Origin of the sequence: Faecalicoccus pleomorphus DSM 20574, from assembly GCF_000420345.1 — a bacterium.
GTDB lineage: Bacteria > Bacillota_I > Bacilli_A > Erysipelotrichales > Erysipelotrichaceae > Faecalicoccus > Faecalicoccus pleomorphus.
Window position 1 is genome coordinate 1 of sequence record NZ_ATUT01000033.1, and the last position, 13,197, is coordinate 13,197.

At 40.1% G+C, this 13,197-nt stretch carries 18 protein-coding genes and 1 pseudogene; 18 read left to right on the forward strand and 1 reads right to left on the reverse strand.

Features of this window, described 5'->3' with window-relative positions; translation table 11 throughout:
* The first annotated feature begins 11 nt into the window (after positions 1–11).
* The 18 genes from rpmJ (at position 12) to rpsI (ending at position 12,551) form a co-directional block, all read left to right on the forward strand.
* Positions 12–128 carry a 50S ribosomal protein L36 gene (rpmJ, locus tag G413_RS12000; RefSeq protein ID WP_081637596.1) on the forward strand — a complete coding sequence of 39 codons (117 nt, stop codon included), beginning with the start codon at positions 12–14 and terminating at the stop codon, positions 126–128.
* Between the two features lie 13 nt (positions 129–141).
* Positions 142–507, forward strand: a complete 366-nt coding sequence (gene rpsM, locus G413_RS0110130) for a 30S ribosomal protein S13 (RefSeq protein ID WP_022789337.1) — start codon at positions 142–144, stop codon at positions 505–507.
* Between the two features lie 16 nt (positions 508–523).
* Positions 524–913, forward strand: a complete 390-nt coding sequence (gene rpsK, locus G413_RS0110135; RefSeq protein WP_022789336.1) for a 30S ribosomal protein S11 — start codon at positions 524–526, stop codon at positions 911–913.
* Positions 914–939: 26 nt separating this feature from the next.
* Entirely contained in the window at positions 940–1,881 is a 942-nt protein-coding gene (locus G413_RS0110140) for a DNA-directed RNA polymerase subunit alpha (RefSeq protein WP_022790750.1), read from the forward strand.
* A gap of 11 nt (positions 1,882–1,892) precedes the next feature.
* Positions 1,893–2,255 (forward strand): 50S ribosomal protein L17, encoded by a 363-nt coding sequence (rplQ, locus tag G413_RS0110145; protein WP_022790751.1) that lies wholly within the window; start codon positions 1,893–1,895, stop codon positions 2,253–2,255.
* A 35-nt stretch (positions 2,256–2,290) separates the two neighbouring features.
* The gene (locus G413_RS0110150; protein WP_022790752.1) at positions 2,291–2,878 is read left to right on the forward strand and encodes an O-methyltransferase; all 588 of its coding nucleotides are present in this window, start codon (positions 2,291–2,293) and stop codon (positions 2,876–2,878) included.
* A complete protein-coding gene (locus G413_RS0110155; RefSeq protein ID WP_022790753.1) occupies positions 2,871–3,071 on the forward strand; it encodes a hypothetical protein in 201 nt (66 codons plus the stop codon). Before G413_RS0110150 ends, G413_RS0110155 begins: the two co-directional genes overlap by 8 nt.
* Positions 3,072–3,145: 74 nt before the next feature.
* Entirely contained in the window at positions 3,146–4,528 is a 1,383-nt protein-coding gene (locus tag G413_RS0110160) for an MATE family efflux transporter (protein ID WP_022790754.1), read from the forward strand.
* A 63-nt stretch (positions 4,529–4,591) separates the two neighbouring features.
* Positions 4,592–5,419, forward strand: coding sequence for an energy-coupling factor transporter ATPase (locus tag G413_RS0110165; protein ID WP_022790755.1), 828 nt, complete (start codon positions 4,592–4,594; stop codon positions 5,417–5,419).
* Positions 5,395–6,255 carry an energy-coupling factor transporter ATPase gene (locus G413_RS0110170; RefSeq protein ID WP_022790756.1) on the forward strand — a complete coding sequence of 287 codons (861 nt, stop codon included), beginning with the start codon at positions 5,395–5,397 and terminating at the stop codon, positions 6,253–6,255. Before G413_RS0110165 ends, G413_RS0110170 begins: the two co-directional genes overlap by 25 nt.
* Positions 6,248–7,045 (forward strand): energy-coupling factor transporter transmembrane component T family protein, encoded by a 798-nt coding sequence (locus G413_RS0110175; RefSeq protein ID WP_022790757.1) that lies wholly within the window; start codon positions 6,248–6,250, stop codon positions 7,043–7,045. Before G413_RS0110170 ends, G413_RS0110175 begins: the two co-directional genes overlap by 8 nt.
* A complete protein-coding gene (gene truA, locus G413_RS0110180) occupies positions 7,042–7,773 on the forward strand; it encodes a tRNA pseudouridine(38-40) synthase TruA (protein ID WP_022790758.1) in 732 nt (243 codons plus the stop codon). Before G413_RS0110175 ends, truA begins: the two co-directional genes overlap by 4 nt.
* 2 nt (positions 7,774–7,775) lie before the next feature.
* Positions 7,776–8,564, forward strand: coding sequence for a histidinol-phosphatase (locus G413_RS0110185; protein ID WP_022790759.1), 789 nt, complete (start codon positions 7,776–7,778; stop codon positions 8,562–8,564).
* A 160-nt stretch (positions 8,565–8,724) separates the two neighbouring features.
* Complete coding sequence (locus G413_RS0110190) at positions 8,725–9,552, forward strand: TrmB family transcriptional regulator (protein ID WP_022790760.1); 828 nt, start codon at positions 8,725–8,727, stop codon at positions 9,550–9,552.
* Positions 9,534–10,415: a TSUP family transporter gene (locus G413_RS0110195; protein WP_022790761.1), complete on the forward strand. Its 882-nt coding sequence runs from the start codon at positions 9,534–9,536 to the stop codon at positions 10,413–10,415. The genes G413_RS0110190 and G413_RS0110195 overlap by 19 nt, the downstream gene beginning before the upstream one ends.
* A gap of 3 nt (positions 10,416–10,418) precedes the next feature.
* Positions 10,419–11,417, forward strand: a complete 999-nt coding sequence (locus tag G413_RS0110200) for an ornithine cyclodeaminase family protein (protein WP_022790762.1) — start codon at positions 10,419–10,421, stop codon at positions 11,415–11,417.
* A 281-nt stretch (positions 11,418–11,698) separates the two neighbouring features.
* Positions 11,699–12,136, forward strand: a complete 438-nt coding sequence (gene rplM, locus G413_RS0110205; RefSeq protein WP_022790763.1) for a 50S ribosomal protein L13 — start codon at positions 11,699–11,701, stop codon at positions 12,134–12,136.
* 13 nt (positions 12,137–12,149) lie between these two features.
* Positions 12,150–12,551, forward strand: a complete 402-nt coding sequence (gene rpsI, locus G413_RS0110210; RefSeq protein WP_022790764.1) for a 30S ribosomal protein S9 — start codon at positions 12,150–12,152, stop codon at positions 12,549–12,551.
* Between the two features lie 332 nt (positions 12,552–12,883).
* Here rpsI and G413_RS12130 read toward each other — a convergent pair.
* Positions 12,884–13,197, reverse strand: a pseudogene (locus G413_RS12130) (hypothetical protein); the annotation flags it as partial.

Below are 13,197 nucleotides of genomic sequence, written 5' to 3' on the forward strand. Positions count from 1 at the left end.
GGATTAGACAAATGAAAGTAAGACCATCCGTAAAACCGATGTGCGACAAATGCCGAGTAATACGACGCAAGGGTCGCGTCATGGTAATTTGTGAAAACCCAAAACACAAACAAAGACAAGGAAACTAAGTAGGAGGAAACAATGGCACGAATTGCAGGAGTAGATATTCCAAACGACAAGCGTGTGGTGATCGCCTTAACCTATATCTATGGGATCGGGAAGAGCACGTCCGAGAAAGTATTGGAAGAGACAAAAATCGATGAGAACATCCGTGTAAAGGATCTAAGTGAAGAACAGATGAACGCGATCCGAAAGGCCATCGACAAGATCAAGGTCGAAGGGGATCTGCGAAGAGAAGTACAGTTGAACATCAAGCGACTGATGGAGATCGGATGCTACAGAGGGATCCGACACAGAAAGGGACTGCCGGTCAGAGGACAGAGAACGAAGACCAATGCGAGAACACGCAAAGGGAAAGCGAAGACGGTAGCCAACAAGAAGAAGTAGGAAGGAAGAGTAGAGTATGGCAAAGGTACAGAGAAGAGGAAAACGCCGCGTCAAGAAGAATATAGCACGCGGATGTGCACATATCCACTCGACTTTCAACAATACGATCGTAACGATCACAGATGAGAGTGGAAACGCGGTAGCATGGAGCAGTGCGGGGGCCTTAGGGTTCAAGGGAAGCCGAAAGAGCACACCGTATGCGGCACAGCTAGCCGGAGAAGCAGCGGGTAAGGCTGCAATGGATCATGGAATGAAGACGGTCAGCGTGGAAGTGAAAGGACCGGGGCCGGGACGTGAAGCAGCTGTCAGAGCCTTGCAGGTAGCCGGACTGAGCATCACGATGATCAATGATGTGACCCCAATTCCACACAATGGATGTCGTCCGCCAAAACGACCTCGTGGATAGAAATTAGAACAATAGGAGGTGTCCCAATGGCAAGCTATACAATTCAAACGATAGAAGAATCTAAAACGCAAGGAAAGTTTGTTTTTACCCCATTACAGAACCGCTTCGGTACGACAATGGGAAATGCATTGCGCCGTGTCTTACTTTCTTCTTTGCCGGGTGGATCCGTGTTTAGTATCCGTATTGATGGAATCTATCATGAATTCACTGGCGTAGAAGGTGTAAAAGAGGATGCTGCTACAATTATTTTAAATATTAAACAGCTTTTACTAAAGATTGATATTAATGATAATGATGTTTATACACTTCGTATCAATAAAAGCGGACCTTGTGTCGTTACGGCAGCTGATATTGAATGCCCGACAGGTGTTGATGTACTGAATCCGGATTTAGTGATTTGTACATTGGCACAGGGAGCCACATTCAATATGGAAATGCAGGCACGTTTGGGTCGAGGCTTTAAAAGAGCAGATGTAAACAAGCATCTTTATCAGAATGATGGACAACCTCTGGGAATTATTTATACAGACTCTTTATATTCACCGGTTAAAAAAGTAAGCTACAGTGTCGATGTTAACGCTGATGATACAGAAACATTGACGATGGTTATCGATACAGATGGACGTTTGATGCCTTCGGAAGCTTTATCAATCGGTTCAAAGATCCTTCGCGATCATTTTGCGATCTTGAAAGACATTGATGAGGCTAAATTAGAGCACATTGATGAAACAGAAAATGAAGCGGAAGAAGATACAAATTCTATTCAACATAAGATGATCGAGGATCTGGAATTATCCGTTCGTTCTTACAACTGTTTGAAACGTGCCGGTATTACTACCGTAGAGGAACTGACACAGAAGACCGAAGAAGAAATGATTCATGTACGGAATTTAGGTAAGAAGAGTCTAAAAGAAGTGAAAGATAAGATTTATTCACTTGGATTAAGTTTCAAGTCTAGTAACGAGTAGGAGGAAGTCATATGTGGAATCGTAAATTAGGACGTACCGCCGATCATCGTAAAGCGTTGTTAAGAAACATGGCAACATCTTTGATTGAAAGCGGACAGATCGAAACAACAGAAATGAAAGCCAAAGAATTAAGTGCTGTAATGGATCAGCTTGTGACACTGGCCAAGAGAAATGATCTGCATGCCAGAAGACAGGCAGCTGCCTTTGTACGCAACGTAGAAGTAGATGACGAAGGAACAACAGCATTACAGAAACTGTTCAATGAAATCGGGCCAAGCTATGCCGACCGCAACGGAGGATATACACGTGTAATCAAGACACGTATCCGTAAAGGGGATGCGGCACCGATGGCAATCGTACAATTTGTGAAGTAGAGCAATCTACTTCCTTTTTTATAAGGGGCTTATGTATGAATAAGTTAGAGACTATTAAAAACTATGCGCTAGAGAATGCAGTACCTATTATACAAGATGAAGGCTTTCAGTTTTTAAAAGAAAAATTTCTGGAATATCATTGTCATTCTTTTTTGGAAATTGGAACTGCCATTGCTCATACCGCCATTCAAATTGCCTTGTTGGATGAAAGTATCCGTGTGGTTACGATTGAACGAGATCCTAAAATGATTGAACAGGCTAAGAAAAATATCCGGGATCTGGGACTTGAAAATCAGATTACATTGATTGAAGGAGATGCTTTAGAGGTAGAAGTACAAGGCGTATTTGACTGTATTTTTATTGATGCGGCCAAAGCACAATACACACGTTTTTTTAACAAATTTTCCCCATTGCTTGCGCAAGATGGTATAATACTCACAGACAACATGAATTTTCATGGACTGGTAGAACATCCGGAACGTACAAACAATCGAAACACAAAAAGTTTGGTACGGAAAATTCGTGCATACCATGATTTTTTAACAGAGCTGGAAGATTTCCAAGTTGAATTTTATAATGTAGGAGATGGTATCGCTCTGGCAAGGAGGAAAAAGAATGCGTAAATGGATCAAGGTTTTATTGGCATTAGCGGCTGTTGCGGCTGCTTTGACGGCAGTACTGACAAAACTTCATTTGGATAGAGAACGGAAAAAAGAACTGGATGCGTTCCTATTACCGGAGGATGAGGATACGGTCGTTGTCGATGTTCCTGTTAAATCCGAAACTGCACAGGAAGAAAATGAGTTTTTGGCATAAGAGGCAAGATTGAGTCTTGTCTTTTATTTTTGTCAGGTTTAAACTTAATATGCTTAAGTATTTGGGGTGATCAAATGAAATTAACGTTATCGAAAGAAGTAAATCTTGCCAAAGAACCTATTGGCCATTTATTGTGGGTTCTTGCGGTACCGGCCATTACTTCACAAGTTGTCAATGCCCTTTATAATATGGTGGATCGAATGTATATTGGGCATATTCCGGAAATAGGCAGTGTGGCCTTGACCGGTGTTGGTGTTTGTTTTCCATTAATCATGATTGTAAGTGCATTTGCCTATCTGTTTGGTATGGGTGGTGCTCCCAGAGCCAGTATCTACATGGGAAAGAAACAAAACGATATGGCCGAGAAAATCATGGGAAACAGCTTTGTATCCTTATGCATCATTGCGATTCTTCTGACTATAGCTATGTTGATTGGCGCCAGACCACTATTGTATTTATTTGGTGCCAGTGCCAATACGATCGGCTATGCCATGGATTATATACAAATCTATGCGATTGGTACGATTTTCGTACAATTGACATTAGGACTCAATGCCTTCATATCCTGCCAGGGATTTTCTTTAATCAGCATGTTTACCGTATGCATTGGTGCGGTTACGAATATCGTGCTGGACCCGATCTTTATTTTTGGCTTTGGCATGGGTGTCCAGGGAGCCGCTTTAGCTACGGTACTTTCACAGGCTTTTAGTGCCACATGGGCTATTTACTTTTTATGCTCTTCTAAAACTGTTCTGCGTCTACAAAAAAAGAATCTTCGTTTGAGCGCATCCATTATGCTTCCATGTATTGCCTTAGGTGTGGCTCCTTTCTTGATGCAGGCGACAGAGAGTGTTCTGGTTCTTTGTTTCAATTCCTCACTTTTAAGATATGGTGGCGATTTAGCGGTCGGTGCGATGACCATTCTTTCCAGTGTGATGCAGTTTGCCATGTTGCCACTGCAGGGAATTACACAGGGTGGGCAGCCGATCATTAGCTATAACTATGGAGCTAAGTTATCGGATCGTGTGAAGCGTGCTTTTCGTCTTCAAACATTGGCTTGTCTTGGATATTCAACTATTTTATGGGCCATGGTTTTACTATTTCCCGGCTTGTTTGTGGCGATATTTACCAATGATCCTGAATTAACGGAAATTACTTGTTGGGCCTTACGGATCTACATGTCCACGGTCTTATTGATGGGAATTCAGATTTCCTGCCAACAAAGCTTTATCGCATTTGGAAATTCAAAAATTAGTGCTTTTTTAGCTGTATTGCGAAAAATGTTGTTGTTGATACCTTTGATCTATATTTTGCCGATGTTGATTCCAGATAAGGTTTTTGCGGTTTTCTTAGCCGAACCGATTGCGGATACGATTGCCGTTGCCACGACTGCAATTCTGTTTTACAGGGAATTTAAAAAAATGATGCGTGAAATGCAACAAAAAGAAGGGGGATAACCTTCTTTTTCTTTTAAACTGTTAGACTTTTCGCTATAATGAACAAGTTGGGAGGAGTGCAAAATGGATGCAATCCAAGTGATGAATCTGACATTTTCCTATGATGGGCAAAATGATGTTATAAAAGATGTTTCCTTTTCGATACCTAAAGGAAGCTATACGACCATTATCGGTCATAATGGTTCTGGTAAAAGTACGATCGCAAAGTTGTTGATCGGCTTATTGCCGGCCAAAAGTGGCGAAATCCGCATATTAGGAAAAACACTCAATGAAGAAAGTGTTTATGAACTTCGTAATCATGTGGGGATCGTCTTTCAGAATCCGGATAACCAGTTTATCGGATCGACCGTAGCGGACGATATTGCCTTTGGCTTGGAAAACCATTGTGTTCCTCAGGAAGAGATGCAGGCTATTATCGAGTCTTCGGCAAAAAAAGTCGGAATGATGGAGTATTTGGACAGTGAGCCTACAAAGCTTTCCGGTGGACAAAAACAGCGTGTGGCCATTGCGGGCATTTTGGCCATTGAACCGGAGATCATCTTATTTGATGAATCAACCAGTATGTTAGATCCTCAGGGAAAGGCCAGCATCAATGCACAGATCAAACAGCTTCATACGCAAAAAGACAGAACGATTCTTTCCATTACACACGATATGGAGGAAGTGGCACAAAGTGATTTTGTCATCGTTTTAAAAGATGGCGAGGTAGCCATGACGGGTTCACCTATGGAAATTTTCGCCCATGCCAAAGAAATGGAAGAAATGAAGCTGGATATTCCATTCGCATTAAAATTCTCAAAAGAATTGATTAAAGAAAAAATCACAGACCAACCAGTCTGTACTTTAGAAGAGGTGGTGAAACAGTTATGTCAATTGAAATCAACCACTTAGAACATGTATATAATGCAGGTACCCCTTTTGAACACAGTGCTTTACATGGCATTGATTTGAGCATTCCTGAAGGAAAGGTCACTGCCATTATCGGGCAGACAGGCTCCGGAAAATCCACCCTGGTGCAGCATTTAAATGGTTTATTGATTCCCAGTGCTGGTACCTTGGATATTTGTGGATTTCATATTCAGCCTTTATTAAAGATCAAAGATGTAAAAGCATTGCGTAAAGAAGTTGGACTGGTATTTCAGTTTCCGGAATATCAGTTGTTTGAAGAGACGATTGAAAAGGATATAGCGTTTGGTCCTAAAAATTTTGGAGTGGAAGAAGAGAAGGCCAATGAACTTGTAAAGAAGATTCTTCCGATGGTAGGTCTGGATGAATCGTATCTACAAAGATCTCCGTTTGAATTAAGCGGCGGTCAAAAAAGAAGAGTGGCGATTGCCGGAATACTGGTATTAGATCCCAAAGTTTTGGTATTGGATGAGCCAACGGCCGGTTTAGATCCTCAGGGGGCTAAAGAGATGATGTCTTTGTTTATGGATTTAAATCGTATACACAACAAGACTATTCTTTTAGTTTCCCACGATATGGAGCATGTCATGCGTTATTGTGATCATGTCATCGTACTGGATCATGGCAAAGTATTACAGGAAAGCGATGTGCATACATTCTTTGAACATCCGGAATGGATGATCAAGGTAGGAATCAATCCACCGGCAATCATTCGTTTAAAATTGATGTTGAAGGAAAAAGGCTTTTTGATACCGGATGAAATTCTGGACTTAGATGCTCTGGTGAAATGTGTTAGAGAGCAGGTGATGCTCCATGAATAATATCGCGTTAGGACGATATTTGCCATTGGATTCTAAAGTTCATGCGATGGATCCAAGAGCTAAAATCATGATCTTGTTATTTGTGATGATTGCGGTCTTTATTCCGGCAGGCGCTATAGGTTATGTTGTGATCGGTGCTTTTATTTTAGCTTGTCTTTTCTTGTCAAAGTTGCAGATACGATTTGCCCTGCGTGCCATGAAACCGATCATATGGATGATGATCTTTCTTCTGGTAATTAATGTCCTTGTCATCAAAACAGGCAGACCATGGATCGAGTGGGGATGGTTTTCTGTCTATTCCGATGCGGTGTTTCAAACCTTATATATTGCCGTGCGACTGATGTTCATGATCGTGCTTACGACCATTTTGACCGCAACGACAAAGCCATTGGATTTAACGCTGGGAATTGAAAAGCTGTTAAAACCGTTTGAAAAGGTAGGCTTACCGGCTCATATCATAGCGATGATGATCAGTATTGCCTTGCGTTTTATTCCGACATTGATTGAAGAAACACAACGCATCATGAATGCACAGGCCAGCCGTGGTGTCGATTTTGAAAATGGAAGCTTAAAAGAGAAGGTAATGTCGATCCTTTCCTTGATCGTTCCTTTATTTGTATCGAGCTTTGATCGTGCTGAACAGCTTGCCAATGCGATGGAGGCAAGAGGATATGATCCCAATAAACAAAGAACAAGGTATAAAGTGTTAAAAATGCACGGAATCGATCGTTTAGGCATGTTCTGCAGTGTCTGTATATTGGGTGTCTGCATAGGAATTTGGCTATTATGATCATAAAATGTACGGTAGCTTATGACGGTTATAATTATGCCGGTTGGCAAAAACAGGAAAATGCTTTAGGTATTCAAACGATCGTTGAAGAAGCATTGGAAAAAATACAGAAAAGTCCGGTTGAAATTGTAGCCAGTGGGAGAACAGATGCTCATGTGCATGCCCTTGGCCAGGTATTTCATTTCCAAAGTGAGATAGCTATGCAGCCATGGCAATATGTAAAGGCTATGAATGCTTTGTTGCCACAGGACATACGAATTCAAAGTGCTGAAATCGCACCAGAAGATTTTCATGCTCGTTTCTCCTGTAAATCCAAACAATATGCGTATATTGCGACTTATGATGTCACCGATCCATTTGCTTATCGATATAAAGCCCCGTTGTATCAAAAGCTGGACATGGAGAAAATGTTGGAAGCTGCTTCCTATCTTATAGGAGAACACGATTTTACCAGCTTTTCCAGCAGTCGAATCGATGCCAGAAAACCAAAAATCAAAAATGTGCGGTTGATCGAGATACGAAATAAAGGCAAAGACGTTCATTTTTTATTTGAAGGAAATGGTTTTCTACGCTATCAGGTTCGAATGATGACGGGGACTTTAATCGAAGTTGGAAAACAAAGAATCCAACCATTGGATGTTCAACAAATGCTTTTGGAAAAAAATAAAGAAGTTTGTCGATATAATGCGCCGCCACAAGGCTTATATCTGATGAAAGTGAGGTATTAGGGATGAAAAATTATCATACACATACAGCACGATGTCACCATGCGATGGGAACGGATGAAGACTATGTACAGATTGCCATACAGGAAGGCTATACCACGCTTGGATTTTCAGATCATGCCTGTTGGCATTATCCAAGTGGTTTTCATCCGCATATTCGCATGTTGGAAACAGAATTTGATGGCTATCAGAAAAGCATTTTAGACTTAAAACAAAAATATCAGGATCAAATTGAGATCCTCTGTGGACTGGAAGCTGAGTACTTTCCAAAATCTATGAACTGGTTAAAAAACTTCTGTAAGGAAAAACAGTTGGATTATCTGATCTTTGGCAATCATTATTATCAAAGTGATGAAACCGGTATTTATTACGGGAATTGTCCGCAAAATCATATAGAAGATTATTTTACATCTACATTAGAGGGGCTTCAGACAGGCATGTATTCTTGTCTGGCGCATCCGGAATTGATCTTGTTGAATCCGCATTTAAAATGGAATGATCAACTGGAAGAGGGCTTTCATAGTATCTGCAAGTTGGCCAAAGAATTAGAGATTCCTTTAGAATACAATGTGCTTGGATTCCGGAAGGCAAGACAAATGGGATTTGTGGCCTATCCGCATCCACGCTTTTGGCAGATTGCTTCTCAATATAAAAACAAGGCAATTATCGGTATGGATGCCCATCAGCCGTTTGGGCTGGAAAAAGAATTATTTCTTGAAGCCTATGAGAGTCTTTTAAAGTATGACGTAGAAATTGTGGATGCACTTAAAAAAGTTGATTTTTCAATGATGTAAAAACCAGTTTAACACGCTGGTTTTTTATTATGTATAAAACCTATATAAAATATGTTATTTATATTGAAAATATATTTAGAGGTACTATAATAGAATTATAGTAGTTACCCAAGGTAGCGCATAACAAGAAAGGCCTTGGTTGACACTAGGAGGGTTTGGTATGTCTGTGATTGAATTGTTAAAAAATTTTCAATTCACAGAATCAGAGGCAAAAGTGTATGTCGCATTGTCACAATATGGTCCGCAGACAGGCTATGAAGTCAGTAAGACTTCCGGTGTTCCTCGTTCTAAAGTTTACAATATCTTAGAATCTTTGGGGAAAAGAGGAATTGTCTGTTTTAGTCAGTCAAAGCGCACAAAGCTTTATAAAGCAGAATCCATTGATATGGTATGTTCTTTGATGGAAAATACGATTCAGGAAACACGAACAAAACTGAAACGTGAAATAGAACTGGATTCGTATTTTCGGGAAGATGAACAAATATGGGAGTTAAATGACTGGAATCTTGTAAAAGTTCGCTGCTTAGAGTTATTGAAGCAGTCACAAAAACAAGTGTTGATCCAATTGTGGTCCCAGGAATTAAATGATGAAATAGAACAGGCTTTGGCAGAAGTGCAAAGAAGACTGAAAGAAGTTTTGATCATCTTATATGATGAAAAACAGGAGTATAAAACAAACTTAAAGTGTGTTTATCGTCATGGATATGAAAAAGAGAAGCTGGAAGATATGAATGGAAGATGGCTTTTGTTGACGATAGACGGACAAGCGATGTTGTATGTGACATTTGATGAAAAAGGAATGAGCCATGCGATTTATACAAGAAAAAAAGAGATGTCTTTTTTTGCCAGAGAATATATCATGCATGATGCATATTGTCTCAAGATTCTGAATCAGATTGAAGATTTACCGGTCATGGATCGATTGAAAGATATTCGTGATGTATTTTATAAAAATTGGGAGAGAAATGAATGGATGGAATCAACATAGTTCAAGTGATCTTGATCTTAGTGGTGTTGGTGAATGGGCTTTTTGCGATTCGCTTTGTCTTAGATGTACTGCAGCATAAAGAAGAATTGAAGGAGGAACCGGGAAATCCTGTTGCGATGGCCATTGTGTCTTTTTTCATGTTCTTTCTTTCGACGTTTGGAATCAGTGATTTTGCGATCGGATCAAGTTTGTATCCCAAAGCAAAATGGGTTTCGGATAAGAAGTTGCCGGGAACTTTAAATACAGAATGTGTGATTCCGGTTGCGGTGATGGCACTGGCTTATATATCCAGTATTGAGGTTGGCTTGTTGACGCTGGTCACGGCAATCGTTTGTCAGGTGGTGGGTGCCTATGTATCTCCTCGTTATGTAACAAAACTGCCTGCAAATCAAATCAAACGTTTTGTGGCAGCCGGACTGTTTATTGCGGCCGGACTGATCTTGGCGGGAAAATTTGGCATTTATCCAAGTGGAGGAGAATTAAGCTCTTTAGAAGGTGGCTCTTTGATTTTGTTTGCGCTTCTTTGCATGTTATTTGGAGCGTTAAACAATATCGGTATCGGTTCATATGCATTGACGATGGCTACGGTTTATGCGATGGGACTTAATCCATCAATTGCGTTTCCTATTATGATGGGCGCCTGTACTTTTTCTGTACCGATTGGTTCCATGCAGTTTATCAAGTTGGATAGCTATTCACGTAAAATTACATTGTTTACTTCCACCTTTGGAGTATTAGGTGTTTTGGTTGCCGCTTTTGTGGTGAAAAGTCTGGATGTATCTGCCTTATTATGGGTCGTAGTGGTCGTTGTTTTGTATTCCGCTATCACCATGCTGAAAAGTTCGTTTAACAAGGAGAAATAGAAAATGGAAATTCGTATTCTTACACAAGATGCTATCAAAGAAGTAATGCCGATGAAAGAAGCCATTGAAGCTGATAAAGAAGCATTGAAGATGTACTCGGAAGGAAGTGCCAATATTCCTTTGCGTGCTAATTTAGATGTTCCGGAACATGAAGGACAAAGTTTATATATGTATGGATATGCACCAAAAGCGAATGCCTTAGGGGTAAAGATCGTATCGGTATATCCTAAAAACATTGAAAAAGGACTCAACTCTGTACCGGCTACCATGGTGAATCTGGATGTCGAAACCGGACAAGTTAGCACTTTGATGGATGGAACGTATCTTACGCGCTTACGCACTGGCGCCATTGCCGGAGCCGCTACAGATGTTTTAGCCCGTAAAGACAGTAAAATCTTTGCGTTGTTTGGAACAGGTGGACAGGCAGAAACACAGCTGGAGGCTGTTTTAAACGTCCGTGATATTGAGCTAGTCAAGGTATTTGATATATCCAGGGAAAGAGCACAGGCTTTTGTGGATAAGATGACAGAGCGTTTTAAAGGTGTTTTCAACGCTCGTTTGGTGGTGGCTGCTTCCAGCAATGAAGCTATTCAAGATGCAGATATCATCACTTCTGTAACAACAGCCAGGGTTGCGACTTTTGATGGTACACTGGTAAAACCGGGATGTCATATCAATGGGGTTGGATCTTATACGCCAGAGATGGCTGAAATCAATGAATATACAGTAACTCATGCCGATCGTGTTTATGTTGATACTCGAGATGGAGCTTTAAAAGAATGTGGAAGTTTGTTGCAGCCGATTCAAAAAGGAATTTATCATGAAGATCAAGTGAGTGGTGAGCTTGGAGAAGTCCTTTTAGGAAAAGTCGATGGTCGTAAAAATGACCAGGAGGTGACTTTATTTATCACAACCGGTTCTGCGGTGCTGGATCTGGTATGTTCACAAAAAATCCAGGAAAAAGCGGCTGAACAAAACAAAGGAACAATCATAGAATTATAAAAACAAAATGTCTATGATATTGTCACAGAGCTAATAGAAACAAGAGAAGATGCCTTTTGATCAATAGATTTCTTAGAGGCATCTTTTCAAATAGGGATAGAAAAACAAAGCAAAAAGAAAAGCTGAATATTCAAAGTTTTAATCAAGGAATGTATATTGTGTTTCCATTACATTATACTGTAATTTTGATTGACTTTTCGTTACTTTTTGCATATGATAGTACTTGGCTAATCTTCGGCCGTTTCAGCCCCGGTAACGCTGAAATCAAGGAGGAAAAGAGAATGCGTCAAACTACAATGGCAAAACCTGCCGACGTAACACGTACATGGTATGTAGTAGACGGTGAAGGACAAACCTTAGGTCGCTTGGCCACTACTTGTGCGCATGTATTGAGAGGAAAACACAAACCTACATACACACCAAATGTTGACTGCGGTGATTATGTAATTGTGATCAATGCGGACAAAGTCGATATGACTGGAAACAAATTGAACACGGAGAAGTACTACAACCATTCTGGATACTTTGGAGGTATGCGAGTTCGTACTGCCAAAGAAATGAAAGAAAAATATCCAGTGGAATGGGTAGAAAGAGCTGTAAAAGGAATGTTGCCACACACTAAATTAGGTGATGTAATGCGTGGACATTTGTTTGTTTATGCAGGAAGCGAACATCCACATGCTGCTCAGAAACCTGTTGAATTAAAGGTGAAAGGATAAGGAGGAATAGAAGATGGCAAATACAAACATCGTTCAGTATCATGGTGTAGGACGTCGTAAAAAATCTATTGCTCGTGTATTCTTACGCCCAGGAACAGGAAATATTGAAGTCAACGGAAAAACTTTGGAAGAATATCTTCCATTGGAAACATTGCGTATGGTTGTTAAGTCACCATTAGAACTGACAAATACTTTAGATCAGTTTGATGTTGTAATCAACGTACATGGTGGCGGATACACTGGACAGGCTGGTGCTATGCGTCATGGTGTAACACGTGCTTTAATGGAAGCAAGCGATGATTATCGTCCAGTATTGAAGGCAGCCGGATTCGTAACACGTGACCCTCGTGCTAAAGAACGTAAGAAATACGGTTTAAAAGCTGCACGTCGTGCTCCACAGTTCTCAAAACGTTAATTTTTGGGAATATTCAAAACAATTCAAAAAAACTCAAGTCGCTCAAAGCCTTTATATATCGGCTCAAATACGATTTGAGTTTTTTTGTGTTTATAGAGTTTTTTTACGGTAAGCAACACATATGCGACACATTAATTATCATTTTCTATAGAAGCTATACTCTTTAAAAAATCTCTACCTTAATTTGTGATTTGATATGAACTTGTTTTAGATAGTTGTTTAATTGCAGGTATTTTGATTTCTTTATGGTTTCTTTTTTTTGCTCACTCTTTAGATTTTTGAAATAGTTAATTACAAGATTCGCTTAACCTCCAATTTGTTGATATAGCCTTTTAAGTAATCGCAAATTTAAAAAGATCTTCTTTTCGTATTTGACGAATAAAAAAGTAACTAGCTTGTCCTCTCAATCTTTTCATAATCAGTAACAGGAATTCTTGTGAGTCCATTCCCTGATATTCCTTCTGTAATGTAAACAGTGCATTATATCGGTTGATGTATTTGCTGGACACTCCCCGGTAATACCGATACTGCTCCTTGATCATGGAATGGAATGAATTGACATTGTTCAGATGATTGACTGCATCGTATTTACTGTAGGTATTCAAAACTTTGTTGGTGCATTTCTTTTCACAGAGGACTTTCGTAT

Excerpts from the sequence above, each read along its gene's own strand:
- rpmJ (WP_081637596.1), top strand. The coding sequence starts at position 12 with ATGAAAGTAAGACCATCCGTAAAACCGATGTGCGACAAATGCCGAGTA.
- rpsM (WP_022789337.1), top strand. The coding sequence starts at position 142 with ATGGCACGAATTGCAGGAGTAGATATTCCAAACGACAAGCGTGTGGTG.
- rpsK (WP_022789336.1), top strand. The coding sequence starts at position 524 with ATGGCAAAGGTACAGAGAAGAGGAAAACGCCGCGTCAAGAAGAATATA.
- G413_RS0110140 (WP_022790750.1), top strand. The coding sequence starts at position 940 with ATGGCAAGCTATACAATTCAAACGATAGAAGAATCTAAAACGCAAGGA.
- rplQ (WP_022790751.1), top strand. The coding sequence starts at position 1,893 with ATGTGGAATCGTAAATTAGGACGTACCGCCGATCATCGTAAAGCGTTG.
- G413_RS0110150 (WP_022790752.1), top strand. The coding sequence starts at position 2,291 with ATGAATAAGTTAGAGACTATTAAAAACTATGCGCTAGAGAATGCAGTA.
- G413_RS0110155 (WP_022790753.1), top strand. The coding sequence starts at position 2,871 with ATGCGTAAATGGATCAAGGTTTTATTGGCATTAGCGGCTGTTGCGGCT.
- G413_RS0110160 (WP_022790754.1), top strand. The coding sequence starts at position 3,146 with ATGAAATTAACGTTATCGAAAGAAGTAAATCTTGCCAAAGAACCTATT.
- G413_RS0110165 (WP_022790755.1), top strand. The coding sequence starts at position 4,592 with ATGGATGCAATCCAAGTGATGAATCTGACATTTTCCTATGATGGGCAA.
- G413_RS0110170 (WP_022790756.1), top strand. The coding sequence starts at position 5,395 with ATGTCAATTGAAATCAACCACTTAGAACATGTATATAATGCAGGTACC.
- G413_RS0110175 (WP_022790757.1), top strand. The coding sequence starts at position 6,248 with ATGAATAATATCGCGTTAGGACGATATTTGCCATTGGATTCTAAAGTT.
- truA (WP_022790758.1), top strand. The coding sequence starts at position 7,042 with ATGATCATAAAATGTACGGTAGCTTATGACGGTTATAATTATGCCGGT.
- G413_RS0110185 (WP_022790759.1), top strand. The coding sequence starts at position 7,776 with ATGAAAAATTATCATACACATACAGCACGATGTCACCATGCGATGGGA.
- G413_RS0110190 (WP_022790760.1), top strand. The coding sequence starts at position 8,725 with ATGTCTGTGATTGAATTGTTAAAAAATTTTCAATTCACAGAATCAGAG.
- G413_RS0110195 (WP_022790761.1), top strand. The coding sequence starts at position 9,534 with ATGGATGGAATCAACATAGTTCAAGTGATCTTGATCTTAGTGGTGTTG.
- G413_RS0110200 (WP_022790762.1), top strand. The coding sequence starts at position 10,419 with ATGGAAATTCGTATTCTTACACAAGATGCTATCAAAGAAGTAATGCCG.
- rplM (WP_022790763.1), top strand. The coding sequence starts at position 11,699 with ATGCGTCAAACTACAATGGCAAAACCTGCCGACGTAACACGTACATGG.
- rpsI (WP_022790764.1), top strand. The coding sequence starts at position 12,150 with ATGGCAAATACAAACATCGTTCAGTATCATGGTGTAGGACGTCGTAAA.